The following is a 13,904-nucleotide window of genomic DNA, read 5'->3' on the forward strand; positions in this document are numbered from 1 at the left end:
TGAAGGGGGAGACGCCGCCGGGACGGCGCCTTGATGCATGAATGGGGGCGTCGGCGCTTGGCTTCGCGACCGGTTACCACTCGGCGACCGAGCCGTCCTCGTGCTGCCACACCGGGTTGCGCCAGCGGTGGCCGACCTTGGCGCGCTCCTCGACGAAGGCCTCATCGATCTCGACGCCGAGCCCTGGGCCCTGCGGGATGGCGCAGAAGCCGTCCTTGATCGCGAGCGCCGACTTGTCGGTGAGGTAGTCGAGTACGTCGTTGTCCTTGTTGTAGTGGATGCCCATGCTCTGTTCCTGGATGAAGGCGTTGTGGCAGACGGCGTCCAGCTGCAGCGAGGCGGCGAGCGTCAGCGGTCCCAGCGGGCAGTGCGGGGCCAGCGCCACGTCGTGGGCGGAGGCCAGGGTCGCGATCTTCCAGCCCTCGCTGATGCCGCCACAGTGGGAGAGGTCCGGCTGGATGACGTCGACCATGCCGTCGGCCAGGAGGTCGCGGAACTGGAAGCGGGTGTGCAGGCGCTCGCCGGTGGCGATCGGCGTGGCGATGCCCTCGGCGATGTGCTTGAGGGCCGGCAGGTGCTCGGGCGCCACCGGTTCCTCGATGAACATCGGGTGGAGGGGCTCGAGCTCGCGCATCAGCGCCTTGGCCATCGGGCGGTGCACCCGGCCGTGGAAGTCGATGCCGATGCCCACGTCCGGCCCCACCGCCTCGCGGGCCTCGGCGACCCGGGCCACGGCGTCGTCGATCTTCTTGTGGGAGTCGACGATCTGCATCTCCGGGGTGCCGTTCATCTTGAAGGCGGTGAAGCCCTGCTCGACCAGGGCGCGGGCGCCGGCGCCGACATCGGCGGGACGATCGCCGCCGGTCCAGGCGTACATGCGCATCCTGTCGCGCACCGGGCCGCCCAGCAGCTGATGCACGGGCACGCCGAGGTCGCGGCCCTTGAGGTCCCACAGCGCCTGGTCGATGCCGGCGATGGCCGACATCAGGATCGGCCCGCCGCGGTAGAAGCCGGCGCGGTACATGACGTTCCACAGGTGCTCGATGTTTCGCGGGTCCTGGCCCACCAGGTAGTCGGAGAGCTCATGGACGGCGGCCTCGACGGTGGCGGCCCGCCCCTCGACCACCGGCTCGCCCCAGCCGTAGCAGCCCTCGTCGGTCTCGATCTTCAGGAACAGCCAGCGCGGCGGGACCTGCCAGGTCTTGAGTCGGGTGATTTTCATGCGATGCATCCTGTGTGGAGAAGAAACAATCAATGCGCAGGGCCGCCGGGGTGGCTCAGCCGGCCGGGGGCTCAGGCGATCGGGGCTCAGTCGTCCAGGGCTCAGTCGTCCGGGGCGAGGGCGTCGTTCGATACCGCCGGGCGCCTGGGCTGGCGGCCGCCGTTGTCGACCCCGAGGTCGGCGGCGGTGCGCGCCAGCACCTGCTCGGTGGCTTCGCGGGCGGCTTCCGGCTGGCGCAGGCGAATGGCCTCGAGCACCCGGCGGTGGCGCGCCAGGCTGTCGTCCAGCGAGTCGGCCTGATGATGGGAGTGCTGGATCAGGGCCACGATCGAGGGGCGCAGCAGCAGACCCATCTGGCGCCAGACCAGGTTGTGGCTGGCGCGATAGATGGCGTCATGGAAGGCGACGTCGTGCTCGGCGTGCTCCTCGCGGCGCGCCGGGTCGGCGGCGCTTGCGCACATGCCGTCGAATGCGGCCTCGATGCGGGCCAGGTCCCGGGCGGTGGCCGACAGCGCGGCCAGCTCGCTGACGAAGGGTTCGGCGGACAGGCGAAAGGCGAAGACCTCGCGCACCAGCTGCGGATGGGGCGAGGCGAGGCCCGCCATCCACTCGCTCATCTGCGGGTCGAGCAGGTGCCAGTCGACGATGTCGCGCACCACGGTGCCGCGGCCGGCGGTCCGCTCGATCAGCCCACAGCCGCTCAGCGCGGCCAGGGCGTTGCGCACCCGGTTGCGGCTGGCCGAGAAGTGCGTGCAGAGGTCCAGCTCGCGGGGAAAGGTCTCGCCGCTGGCCCACTGCCCGGACAGGATGGCGTGGGCCAGTACGTTGGCCAGGGCGCTGGCGCCCCCGTCACTGGAGGGTTGCGGAAGCAGAGAGAGCTGAGGCGATTCAGGCACGAGGGTCTCCAAAAGTCTGACGTTAATGTACTAAATGTCTGACATTATGAGCAACGTCCGCTGGTTAGACATTAGTCGTGTCTTCGAGGGGGAGAGGAGGGGGCGACGCCGGCCCGGGTGGTTCATTCGACCAGAACGGCGCTCAGGGCGACCAGATATCGGCCATCACGTGTCGCACGGCGGCGATGACCGGCTCGTCGCGTCGCTCCTCGAGCCAGACGAAGCTCAGCGCACAGGGCAGGCGGATGCCCTCGGCGATCACCAGGCCGCGCTCCTGGCGCTCCTGCAAGGCCGTGGCATCTCGGGCCAGGGCCAGGCCGACGCCGGCCCGCACCAGGTCGATCATGCACGGCTCCTGATCGACCTGGGCCACGCGATACGGCGTGAGGCCGTGGGGCGCGAGCTGCTCGCTCAGCAGGCGGTGGTGGACCGAGCGCGGCGGGGTGACGACCCAGGGCAGGGTCGCGAGGTGGGGCCAGTCGGTTCGCGCCAGGCGCGAGGACCAGCCGGCCGGGGCGATGACGTGGTAGGCGAACCGCGTCAGTTCCATCATCTCCACCGCCGGTGCCCCTTCACCGGTCGCCGGCATCTGGCCGGGGGATTCGAGATAGAACCCGACATCCAGCTCGCGGCGCAGCAGCGACTCGAGCACATAGCCGCTGGTGCCGTGATGCAGCTCGGTCTCCACCTGAGACATCCGCTGCACCAGCTGGTGCAGCAGGGCGCCCAGGCGAATGAACTCCGGGTCGACGATGGTGCCGATGCGCAGGCGTCCGCGCAGGGTGTCATGCATCGACGCCGCACTGACGTCGAAGGCCTGCAAGGCGGCGAGGGCCGTCTCGGCGGACGGCAGCAGGGCGTGACCGTCGGCGGTCAGTGCGAGGCCCTGGGCGTGGCGCTGGAAGAGCGTGAGGCCAAGGGTCTCCTGCAGCTGCTTGAGCTTGAGGCTGACGGCGGGCTGGGTCAGGTGCAGCGCCTCGGCGGCGCGGGACACGCTGCCCTCGTGGGCCACGGCCACGAAGGCGCGCAGGGCCTTCAGGTCATGCATGGACTTGCTCCCGGGTAACAGTCGCGGTGATGCGCAGAAGATATTTGTAAAGCTTATATCCCGCTTTTGGCTTTCTCAATTGATTCCCTGCCGCCTTTCGCTAGTTTGGGGGGCTACCAGGCCCCGCAGAATGGGCAATCCAGTGTGCAGTGCAACATAAGAAGAGAGGCAGACATGACCAGCGAGCGCATCGAGCATTATATCAATGGCCATAAGACCAATGGCGGAGCCGACCGCTATCAGGACGTCACCAACCCGGCCACCGGCCAGGTGACCGGCCGGGTCGCGCTGGCGTCCCAGGCGGACGTGGACAGCGCCGTGGCCGCCGCCCAGGCCGCCTTCCCGGCCTGGGCCGACACCCCGGCGATTCGCCGGGCGCGGGTGATGTTCAAGTTCCTCGAGCTGCTGAACGCTCACAAGGACGAGCTGGCCGAGGCGATCACCCGTGAGCACGGCAAGGTGTTCACCGATGCCCAGGGCGAGGTGGCGCGCGGCATCGATATCGTCGAGTTTGCCTGCGGCATCCCGCAGCTGCTCAAGGGCGACTACACCGAGCAGGTCAGCACCGGGATCGACAACTGGACGACCCGCCAGCCGCTGGGCGTGGTCGCCGGCATCACCCCGTTCAACTTCCCGGTGATGGTGCCGATGTGGATGTTCCCGCTGGCGATCGCCGCCGGCAACAGCTTCGTGCTCAAGCCAAGCCCCTTGGATCCCAGCGCCTCGCTGATGATCGCCGACCTGCTCAAGCAGGCCGGGCTGCCGGACGGTGTCTTCAACGTGGTGCAGGGCGACAAGGACTCGGTGGAGGCGCTGATCGACCACCCCGACGTCAAGGCGCTCTCCTTCGTCGGCTCCACCCCGATCGCCAACTTGATCTATGAGCGGGGCGCCCGCCAGGGCAAGCGCATCCAGGCGCTGGGGGGCGCCAAGAACCACATGGTGGTGATGCCCGATGCCAACCTCGACAAGGCCGTCGATGCCCTGATCGGTGCGGCCTACGGCAGCGCCGGTGAGCGCTGCATGGCGATCAGCGTGGCGGTGCTGGTCGGTGACGTGGCCGACAAGATCGTGCCGCGGCTGGCCGAGCGCGCCCGCGACCTGAAGGTCAAGAATGGCCTGGAGCTCGATGCCGAGATGGGGCCCATCGTTACCGCCCAGGCGCATCAGCGCATCAATGGCTACATCGAGAAGGGCGTGGCCGAGGGCGCCGAGATGGTCGTCGATGGCCGCGACTTCGACCCGGCCACCACCGGCGAGGGCTGCGCCGACGGCTTCTGGATGGGCGGCACCCTGTTCGACCATGTCACCCCGGAGATGACCATCTACCAGGAGGAGATCTTCGGGCCGGTGCTGGCCTGCGTGCGCGTGCCGGATGTCGCCACCGCCATCCAGCTGATCAACGATCACGAGTTCGGCAACGGCGTCAGCTGCTTCACCGAGAGCGGCAACGTGGCCCGCGAGTTCGGTCGGCGCATCCAGGTCGGCATGGTCGGCATCAACGTGCCGATCCCGGTGCCCATGGCCTGGCACGGCTTCGGCGGCTGGAAGCGCTCGATGTTCGGCGACACCCATGCCTACGGCGAGGAGGGGGTGCGCTTCTATACCAAGCAGAAGTCGATCATGCAGCGCTGGTCGGATTCCATCGACGCGGGCGCCGAGTTCGCCATGCCGACGGCCAAATAACGCCTTCCTACACTGACCGACCCGTATGCCGGCCGATCGGGGGACTCCCTAGATCGACGCCCGCCACCTTCCTGGCGGGCTGGCCGGCATGCCCAGCGAGAGCACGCCATGGCTGATCATTCCAACAACACCCATGCCTTCGACTACATCGTGGTGGGCGCCGGCACTGCCGGTTGCCTGCTTGCCAACCGTCTCAGTGCTGACCCAACTAACCGGGTGCTGCTGATCGAGGCCGGTGGTCGCGATAACTATCACTGGATCCACATTCCGGTGGGTTATCTGTACTGCATCAACAACCCCCGGACCGACTGGCGTTTCCGCACCGAGCCCGATCCCGGCTTGAACGGTCGCTCGCTGATCTATCCGCGGGGCAAGACCCTCGGCGGCTGTTCCAGCATCAACGGCATGCTCTATCTGCGCGGCCAGGCCCGCGACTATGACGGCTGGGCCGAGCTGACCGGTGATGACGCCTGGCGCTGGGAGAACTGCCTGCCCGACTTCATGAAGCATGAGGATCATCACCGCCTGGATGAAGGGGGCGATGCCGACGCCGCCCACCGTGACTTCCATGGCCATGGCGGCGAGTGGCGCATCGAGAAGCAGCGCCTGAAATGGCAGGTGCTGGATGATTTCGCCACCGCGGCCGTGGAGGCTGGCATCCCGCGCACTCGTGACTTCAATCGCGGCGATAACGAGGGCGTGGACTATTTCGAGGTCAACCAGCGCTCGGGCTGGCGCTGGAACACCTCCAAGGCCTTCCTGCGGGGCGTCGAGCAGCGCGGCAACCTGACCGTCTGGCACTCCACCCAGGTGATGGGGCTCGACTTTGCATCAGACGAGGGCGGCAAGCCCCGCTGTTGTGGGGTCACGGCCGAGCGTGCGGGGGAGAAGGTCGTTGCGACGGCGAGTCGCGAGGTGGTGCTATCCGCCGGTGCCATCGGCTCGCCGCAGCTGCTGCAGCTCTCGGGCGTCGGTCCGCAGGCGCTGCTTGCCGAGCACGAGATCCCCGTGGTGGCCGACCTGCCCGGCGTGGGCGAGAACCTGCAGGACCACCTGCAGATCCGCTCGGTCTACAAGGTCAAGGGCGCCAAGACCCTCAATACCATGGCCAACACGCTGTTCGGCAAGGCGAAGATCGGCCTCGAGTACGCCCTGAAGCGCTCCGGGCCGATGAGCATGGCGCCGTCCCAGCTGTGTGTCTTCACTCGCAGCTCCGAGGCGTACACGCACCCCAACCTCGAGTATCACGTCCAGCCGCTGAGCCTCGAGGCCTTCGGCCAGCCGCTGCATGACTTCCCGGCCATCACCGCGAGTGTCTGCAACCTCAACCCCACCAGCCGGGGCACGGTGCGCATCAAGAGCCGCGACCCTCGCCAGGCGCCGGCGATCTCCCCCAATTACCTGAGCACGCCGGAGGATCGCCAGGTCGCCGCCGACTCGCTGCGGGTCACGCGCCACATCGCCGCCCAGCCGGCCTTCGCCAAGTACGAGCCCGAGGAGGTCAAGCCGGGGGTGCAGTACCAGAGCGATGACGACCTGGCACGGCTGGCCGGCGATATCGGCACCACCATCTTCCATCCGGTCGGCACCGCCAAGATGGGACGCGACGACGATCCCATGGCGGTGGTGGATTCCCATCTTCGCGTCAGGGGGGTGACGGGCCTGCGCGTGGTGGATGCCAGCATCATGCCGACCATCACCAGCGGCAATACCAACTCGCCGACCCTGATGATCGCCGAGAAAGCCGCGGGCTGGATCCTGACATCACAATAAATTCTGCAGGAACTTGGGAGAACACCGATGGCCACCTTTACGCAACCGGAGCTCAAGAAGGGCCCTCTCGATGGGGTGACCGTGCTCGATTTTTCTCGGGTGCTCGCCGGGCCCTATTGCACCATGGTGCTGGCCGATCTGGGGGCCCGCGTCATCAAGGTCGAGAAGATCGGCACCGGCGACGATACCCGCGAGTTCGGTCCGTTCGTCGAGGGCGAGAGCGCGTACTTCAGCTGCTTCAACCGCAACAAGGAAAGCATCGTCCTGGATATCAAGTCACCCCGCGACCGCGAGCTGCTGGAACGGTTGCTGGATGAGTCCGATGTGCTGGTCGAAAACTTCCGCCCCGGCGTGATGGATCGCCTGGGCTACGGCCCGGAGCGCCTGGCCAGGACGCACCCTCACCTGATCTATTCCTCGATCTCGGGGTTCGGTCATACCGGTCCCTTCAGCGAGTTGCCCGGCTACGACATGGTGGTACAGGCCATGGGCGGGATCATGAGTCTGACGGGATGGCCCGACGGCGAGCCGGCACGGGTGGGAACCAGCTTCGGCGATCTAAGTGCGGCGCTCTTCGCGGCGGTGGGCATCATCGCGTCGCTCTACAGCCGGACCAAGGATGCGCAGGGCACCCGCGTCGATATCGGCATGCTCGATTGCCAGGCGGCGCTGATGGAAACCGCCCTGGCGCGCTATGACATCGAGGGCAAGGTGCCCAACCGAACCGGCGATTGCCACCCCTCACTGGCGCCCTTCGAGAGCTTCAATGCCAAGGACGGCAAGCTTGTCATCGCCGCCGGCAACGATACTCTCTTCCTCCTGATGGCCGATGCCATCGGTGCCGCGAGGCTCGCCTTCGATCCCCGCTTCATCAGTAACGACCTGCGCTGCCAGAACCGCCCCGAGCTGGTCGCCGAGATGGAAAAGATCCTGACACAGCAGCCCGTCCAGCACTGGGTGGATCTGCTGAACGAGGAAGGGGTGCCCTGTTCGCCGATCAACACCATCGACAAGCTGTTCGATCACCCGCAGTTGAAGGCTCGCAACATGATCGTTCAGGTCCAGGGCAAGGCCGGCAAGCCCTTCCGGACGGCAGGCAACCCGATCAAGCTGACCGGGCGCGAGGACTTCGATAGCGAGGTCCCCTCGAGTGCACCGGGGCTTGGGCAACATCGCGAAGCCATCCTGGCCGAACTGATGGCGCGCCACGGTTCCTACCACCTGCCAACACCGCCGGATGGGCAGGACGCGGCCTCCGGAACATCCGACACGGAGATGTCGCTTCAGGACTTTCGTCCCGCCGCCTCCCATGGCTCAGGCTCCGTTCGATCGGGCCCCGAACCAGCCCACGAGAGTGGGCGGGAGCGGCCAAGGAAGGCGCAGGTGAAAGCCAGCCGTAAAACGCGACAAGCCGATCCGACCGAGTAGCGAGTGAGGCCATGAGGCGCTCAAGGTTCGCCTCGGTCGTCTCCCCGGAAGATGACAGAGGATGTCATGCCTGCAGTGGCGGGACGCCCGGGGCAGGGGCCGTCATCTTGAGATGAATACAATCATGTCGGCTCTTCCAACGAGCTGACACGGCAAGGTTTTTTGCCTGAAACGTTTGTAGACCACCCACAATAAATGGGAGTTGGAAGATGAACAAGACAGTGGACACGCAGCCGCAATCGAAACACGCCGAGACCTCGGCGTCTGATGCGCCGAACGACACCGGCCCCGAGATGATCGTCGTGGAGCGGCGAGAGCGGGTCGGGCTCATCATCCTGAACCGCCCAAAGAGCCTGAATGCGCTCAATCGGCAATTGGCCGAAGAGACACTCGCGGTACTTCGCGAGCTGGACGCCGACCCGGGCATCGGCGCGATCGTCATCACCGGCAACCCCAGGGCCTTCGCGGCCGGTGCCGATATCGAGGAGATGGCCGAGAAGTCCTTCACCGACTTCTACATGGATGACTTCCTGTCTCCCTGGGACCAGGTGCGCCAGATCTCCAAACCGATCATCGCCGCGGTCGGTGGCTTTGCACTCGGCGGTGGCTGTGAACTGGCCCTGCTCTGCGACTTTATCATCGCCTCGGACGACGCCCAGTTCGGCCAGCCGGAGATCAAGTTGGGCATCCTGCCCGGTATCGGGGGGTCCCAGCGCCTGGCCCGCTCGGTCGGCAAGGCGATGGCCATGGACCTGGTGCTGACCGGTCGCAACATCGGGGCCCAGGAAGCCAAGGAGATCGGCCTGGTGGCTCGGGTGGTGCCCAAGGACGAGCTGATGCAGAACGCGCTCGAGGCGGCCCATACCATCGCCGGCTACAACGCGCCGGCCGTCAAGATGGCCAAGTCCGCCGTCAATGCCGCCTTCGAGACTCCGCTCGCCGAGGGCCTGCGCCAGGAGCGCCTGCTCTTCCAGGCGGCCTTCGCGACCGAAGGACAGAAGGAGGGCATGAACGCCTTCGTCAAGAAACGCGCCCCGGTCTTTCGTCATCGGTAGGTGTAGGGGCTAAAGATGCCTTTAAAAGCACCTTGAAGAACAATTTTAACAATCAAGAGGTAAATCACATGAGCACGCCAAGCAAGTCAGGCGATAGCCTGGACTTCAGGGTCTTTTTGCCCTCAGTCTTCGTTATCATTGGGCTGGTGGTCCCGCTGATCATCTTCCCGGAGTCTGGGGCTGCCCTGGTCAACGCCGCTTTCGCTTTTGCGACAGGGAAGTTTGGATGGCTATATATGATCGCCGGACTGAGTGTCGTCCTGTTTCTGATAGGGCTGGCGCTGAGTCGGTATGGAAATGTGCGTTTGGGTGGGCCTGACGACAAGCCAGAGTTTTCGTATTTCAGCTGGGTGGCGATGATCTTCGCCGGCGGGATCGGTATCGCTATCGTCAACTGGGCATGGGTGGAGCCCATTTACTATTTCACGAGCCCTCCCTTCGGTGTCGAGCCCGCGAGTGATGCCGCAGCAGAGTGGGCGCTTACCTACGGTCAGTTCCATTGGGGCTTCACGCCCTGGGCGTTCTATTGCCTGCCCGCGATTCCCATCGCCTATTCGATGTATGTCCACAACCGCCCCGGTGTCAGGCTCTCTGTCGCCTCGCGTGGTGTGCTGGGTCATCATGCCGATGGGTGGATAGGATCCATCCTCGATGCGGTCGTCGTCTTTGGCATCGTGGGTGGCGTGGGCACCTCGCTGGGTCTGGCGGTTCCGCTGGTCTCACAGCTTGCCAGTGGGCTGCTCGGCATCGAACCATCTTTCATGCTCGACGTCGGCGTCTTGCTGATCTGGACCGCGATCTTCTCTGCCAGCGTATGGTTCGGTCTGGCCAAGGGGATCCGTATCCTGTCCGATATCAATGTCTGGCTGGCCATCTTCCTGCTCGCGTTCACCTTCCTGGTGGGGGACTCGCTGTTCATGGTCGAGGGATGGGTGAACAGTCTCGGCAACATGACGTCTCATTTCGTGGAAATGAGCCTCTGGACCGATCCGGTCGGCGATTCGAGCTTCTGGCAGGACTGGACGGTATTCTATTGGGCATGGTGGATCGCCTACGCGCCCATGATGGGGTTGTTCGTGGCGCGCATCTCTCGTGGTCGAACCATTCGTGAACTCATCATCGCGGAGATGGTGTTTGGTGCACTGGGGTGCTGGGTGTTCTTTGCCATCTGGGGCGGCTATGCGCTCGATCTTCAGATCAGTGGTGCACTGGATGTGGCAGGTATCCTCGATGAGGGCGGCATTCCGGCAGCCGTAGAGGCCATTCTCAACACGCTGCCTCTGTCAGAGGTGGTCACGGGCGTGTTCATCCTGCTCTGCTTCATCTTCCTGGCCACTACCCTGGACAGTTCTGCCTATGTCCTGGCCTCGGTGACATCCAGAAAACTCTCCGGTTATCAAGAGCCTAAGCGCTCCATCCGCTTGACCTGGGCCTTTCTGATCGCGGGGGTAGGGGTTGCCCTGATTCAGCTCGGCGGGCTCAAGGCCGTCCAGACGTCGACCATCGTGGTGGCCCTCCCCATGATACCGGTGCTAGGAATTCTGGTCTGGTCGTTGATCCGCTGGCTGCGGCAGGACTTCGCCAAGAAGGTTCTGGAGCCGCATCTCGTCATCGAAGACCATCGAAATTAATTGATCATGTCAGGAGGCTGAAAAGCCTCCTTTAGATCCAATAAAGCAATATCGGCGTGATAAGGAACCCCAAGATGGCGTTAAATCCCAATTCCAATCTGCCTTTGAAAGACGTCAAGGTCATCGACTTTGGACAGTTTATTGCCGGTCCGGCGGTGGCCATGATCTTGGCGGATCTGGGCGCCACCGTCGTCCATGTCGATCCTCCAGGCGGGCCTATCTGGAAATCTCCCGCCAACGCGACCCTCAATCGTAATAAACTGAGCGTATCTATCGACCTCAAACAGGAGGAGGGGCTGGAGCAGGCACTGGCGTTGATCGAAGAAGCCGATATCGTCATCGAGAGTTTCCGTCCCGGTGTGATGGCGCGCCTCGGTATCGACTTCACGGTCTTGCGGCAGGATCGTCCCGAATTGATCACGCTGTCGATTCCTGGCTTCGCCTCCAACGACCAGCTGAGGCGTGACTGGCACGCCTTCGAAAGCGTTATCGCGGCCAACTCCGGCGTCTTCACGGATATGGGGCTCAACCGGGTATTGATGGGGGTCAATCCGTCATTCTCGCCACTGCCACTGGGTTCTGCCTACGGCACCATGTTGGCAGCATCTTCGGTCGTGCTGGCGTTGCAGGGGCGTGAGCGCACGGGGCTGGGTGATGAAATCGAAGTCCCCCTGGTCTGTGCGTTGATGGAAGGGCTGACGTATAACTCGATCAAGATCGATGACCTGCCGGAGCGCTACAAGACCCAGCGTGAGAAGGAGATCGAGCGGCGGCGTATCGAAGGCCTGCCCATGAACCTCAGCTACGATGAACTCCAGGAACTGCTGGATCCCTTTTATCGTAGCTACAAGTGCAAGGATGGCCGCATGTTCTATGTGGTCTGTCCGAGCCACAATCAGCACGCCAAGCGTTGCCTGAAGGTGCTGGGCATCTACGATGAACTGGTCGCCGAGGGCATGAACGAGGAACCGGATACCTATCGGCCGACCAGCGAGTGGGCCTCCGACATGTCGCTGGGCGTCTATCCCCTGCCCAAGCACTGGGCCGATCACATCGCCGCCCGCATGAAAGAGGTCTTCATGACACGTACCTCCAAGGAGTGGGAGAAGATCTTCGGTCGCGGCAAGTTCCCCGGTGCCCCCCAGCGCTGGCTGCAGGAATGGATTCACGATGACCATGCCGAGACGGCCGGGTTGATGGTCGAAGTGGACGACCCGGAGTTTGGCGTCATGACACAACCCGGCCCGATGGTATGGCTGCAGAGTAGCGGCACGGAGATGCTGTCGCCTACGCCTCGTCGTTGGGTCGGCTTTCAGGATGCGCTGAACGCACTACTCAGCATCGAGACCAAGCTGCCGAGGGTGCGGGCCAAGAATGCCCGTGATGGCTGGCTGGAAGGGGTGCGTGTTCTCGACCTGTGCAACGTGATTGCTGGGCCGCACTCCGTGGCTTACCTGGCACGATTCGGGGCAGAAGTCATCAAGATCGATCCGGCCAAACCCTTCTATGACTGCTGGAATACCGTCATCTTCGGTATGTCGCACATGCGTTCCAAGCGATCCGTGCTGACCGATATCACCCAGCCGCGAGGGCGGGAGATTCTTGAGGAACTCATCCGTCAGAGTGATGTGGTGGTATGGAACGCCACCGACAAGCAGGTGGCACGCATGGGGCTGACCGAAGAGGGCATGAAGCGCCTCAATCCTCAGGCCATCTTCTGTCAGCTGGACTGTTTCAGCGGTGTACTGCCGGGGCCACGGACCAATTACCTCGGTTACGACGATCTGGTGCAGGCAACAACCGGCATCATGCTGCGCTTCGGTGGCAGCATGGACACGCCGGAAGAACATGCCCACGTCGGCACCATCGATGTCATGTGTGGCTTCGGGGCCTCGCTCGGTATTGCAACGGCACTGTATCAAAAGCTCAAGACAGGCAAGGTCGATCGCGTGAAGACCTCGCTGTCTGCCCTGAGCGGTCTGGCACAGCTGCCGTTCTGCTACGATTATGAGCGCCGCGGGCTGTTCGATGAACCGGCGGGTCGTGAGGTCAATGGTTACGATGACCTGTCGCGTTTCTACTCTGCTTCTGACGGCATCCTGCTGATCAGTGCCTATGAGTATGACCTGCCCAAATTCTCGCAGGTCGAGGGCCTGGAAGGCCTTGAGGAGGTGCCTCATGGCGAACGCGCCGCCTTTCTGGCGCCACGCTTCCTGACCATGCGCGCCCTCGACTGGGTAGAGCGCTTGCAGGCGGCCGACATCGCTGCCGCCGTCTGTGAAAACCTCGAGACGCTCCGCTCCTACAATGCGCATCCGGCAGACGACAGTACGGGGATTGACCGGGGAAGCTATTCCTTCTCTGTCTATGAGGATCACCCCAGCGGGCATGTGATCACCCAGCTTGACCCCTATGCAATCCGACCCAAGCGGGGCAGGATCTACCCGCTGGCGCCTTCCGAAAAGTATGGAGCCTCTACCCGGAGCGTGCTCGAGGAGCTAGGACACTCGACCGAAGAGATCGATCGCTTGATCGAGGAGGGTGTCGTGTCTGAGAGCTGGAGCCGTGAGTACCTGCCGACCTGACGGTTACGAGGTCTTTCTTCTGGATGATCGGTGCCGCACCTGAAGGCTTTTAGGGTGTGGCACTGGCTCACTATTTCTTGCGTCGAGGCTCACACAGTGCTCGGCATACGGAACCCGTATTTTTCATTTTCATACATGGCAGCCAGACTCCTGGCTGCAACTGGAGGGCATGATGCCATTTGTCACTATCAATGTGCTTAAGGGGAAATCCAGAGATTACATCAAGGCAATTTCCGATGAGGTCAATGCGGCGGTGATCGATACCATGGGGTTTCCCGAGGATGATCGATATCAAGTGGTTAATGAGTGTGATCCTGAATGCCTTCAGCTTCAGAAGCGCGATACAGATCGTGTGATGATGCATCTGGTGATGCGAGGCGGCCAGCCCGATCATGCCAAGAAGGCGTTCTATGCCAGAGTGGTCAAATCGCTGGCTCGCAATCCCGGCATCGATCCCGGAAACGTGATGATTACCATCACCGAGAACCGGGATATCGATTGGTCGTTCCAGGATGGGGTGGCGCAGTTCTGTCCGGAGTGAGGAGACTGGATTTGCGCATCGGGCCCGCTTAATGCGGGC

Annotated in this window: 10 protein-coding genes; 7 read left to right on the forward strand and 3 right to left on the reverse strand. The window is 63.7% G+C overall.

The genetic code is table 11. The annotated features are described in order from the left end of the window. Nucleotides 1–73 precede the first annotated feature (73 nt). The 3 genes from dgoD to FIU83_RS05645 form a co-directional block, all read right to left on the reverse strand. A complete protein-coding gene (dgoD, locus tag FIU83_RS05635; RefSeq protein ID WP_152483144.1) occupies nucleotides 74–1,222 on the reverse strand; it encodes a galactonate dehydratase in 1,149 nt (382 codons plus the stop codon). Nucleotides 1,223–1,323: 101 nt separating this feature from the next. Then, a complete protein-coding gene (locus FIU83_RS05640; RefSeq protein ID WP_253939549.1) occupies nucleotides 1,324–2,118 on the reverse strand; it encodes a FadR/GntR family transcriptional regulator in 795 nt (264 codons plus the stop codon). A 142-nt stretch (nucleotides 2,119–2,260) separates the two neighbouring features. Beyond that, the gene (locus FIU83_RS05645; protein WP_152483145.1) at nucleotides 2,261–3,166 is read right to left on the reverse strand and encodes a LysR family transcriptional regulator; all 906 of its coding nucleotides are present in this window, start codon (nucleotides 3,164–3,166) and stop codon (nucleotides 2,261–2,263) included. A 174-nt stretch (nucleotides 3,167–3,340) separates the two neighbouring features. Between FIU83_RS05645 and FIU83_RS05650 the strand changes: the two genes are divergently transcribed. The 7 genes from FIU83_RS05650 to FIU83_RS05680 all read left to right on the forward strand — a co-directional run bounded on the left by FIU83_RS05650 (nucleotide 3,341) and on the right by FIU83_RS05680 (nucleotide 13,865). Further along, the gene (locus FIU83_RS05650; RefSeq protein WP_152483146.1) at nucleotides 3,341–4,852 is read left to right on the forward strand and encodes a CoA-acylating methylmalonate-semialdehyde dehydrogenase; all 1,512 of its coding nucleotides are present in this window, start codon (nucleotides 3,341–3,343) and stop codon (nucleotides 4,850–4,852) included. A 108-nt stretch (nucleotides 4,853–4,960) separates the two neighbouring features. Continuing rightward, nucleotides 4,961–6,625 carry a GMC family oxidoreductase gene (locus FIU83_RS05655; RefSeq protein ID WP_152483147.1) on the forward strand — a complete coding sequence of 555 codons (1,665 nt, stop codon included), beginning with the start codon at nucleotides 4,961–4,963 and terminating at the stop codon, nucleotides 6,623–6,625. Between the two features lie 27 nt (nucleotides 6,626–6,652). Then, nucleotides 6,653–8,053, forward strand: a complete 1,401-nt coding sequence (locus FIU83_RS05660) for a CaiB/BaiF CoA-transferase family protein (protein WP_152483148.1) — start codon at nucleotides 6,653–6,655, stop codon at nucleotides 8,051–8,053. A gap of 293 nt (nucleotides 8,054–8,346) precedes the next feature. Then, entirely contained in the window at nucleotides 8,347–9,108 is a 762-nt protein-coding gene (locus tag FIU83_RS05665; RefSeq protein ID WP_152485263.1) for an enoyl-CoA hydratase-related protein, read from the forward strand. A gap of 68 nt (nucleotides 9,109–9,176) precedes the next feature. Next, nucleotides 9,177–10,739: a BCCT family transporter gene (locus FIU83_RS05670; protein ID WP_152479275.1), complete on the forward strand. Its 1,563-nt coding sequence runs from the start codon at nucleotides 9,177–9,179 to the stop codon at nucleotides 10,737–10,739. 74 nt (nucleotides 10,740–10,813) lie between these two features. Further along, nucleotides 10,814–13,324, forward strand: coding sequence for a CoA transferase (locus FIU83_RS05675; RefSeq protein WP_152483149.1), 2,511 nt, complete (start codon nucleotides 10,814–10,816; stop codon nucleotides 13,322–13,324). 172 nt (nucleotides 13,325–13,496) lie between these two features. Continuing rightward, entirely contained in the window at nucleotides 13,497–13,865 is a 369-nt protein-coding gene (locus FIU83_RS05680; RefSeq protein WP_152485264.1) for a tautomerase family protein, read from the forward strand. The last annotated feature ends 39 nt before the right edge of the window (nucleotides 13,866–13,904 follow it).

Origin of the sequence: Halomonas sp. THAF5a (assembly GCF_009363755.1) — a bacterium.
Taxonomy (GTDB): domain Bacteria; phylum Pseudomonadota; class Gammaproteobacteria; order Pseudomonadales; family Halomonadaceae; genus Halomonas.

Coding starts and splice junctions, on each gene's coding strand:
- FIU83_RS05665 (WP_152485263.1), top strand. CDS start 8,347: ATGATCGTCGTGGAGCGGCGAGAGCGGGTCGGGCTCATCATCCTGAAC.
- FIU83_RS05655 (WP_152483147.1), top strand. CDS start 4,961: ATGGCTGATCATTCCAACAACACCCATGCCTTCGACTACATCGTGGTG.
- dgoD (WP_152483144.1), bottom strand. CDS start 1,222: ATGAAAATCACCCGACTCAAGACCTGGCAGGTCCCGCCGCGCTGGCTG.
- FIU83_RS05645 (WP_152483145.1), bottom strand. CDS start 3,166: ATGCATGACCTGAAGGCCCTGCGCGCCTTCGTGGCCGTGGCCCACGAG.
- FIU83_RS05660 (WP_152483148.1), top strand. CDS start 6,653: ATGGCCACCTTTACGCAACCGGAGCTCAAGAAGGGCCCTCTCGATGGG.
- FIU83_RS05680 (WP_152485264.1), top strand. CDS start 13,497: ATGCCATTTGTCACTATCAATGTGCTTAAGGGGAAATCCAGAGATTAC.
- FIU83_RS05675 (WP_152483149.1), top strand. CDS start 10,814: ATGGCGTTAAATCCCAATTCCAATCTGCCTTTGAAAGACGTCAAGGTC.
- FIU83_RS05670 (WP_152479275.1), top strand. CDS start 9,177: ATGAGCACGCCAAGCAAGTCAGGCGATAGCCTGGACTTCAGGGTCTTT.
- FIU83_RS05650 (WP_152483146.1), top strand. CDS start 3,341: ATGACCAGCGAGCGCATCGAGCATTATATCAATGGCCATAAGACCAAT.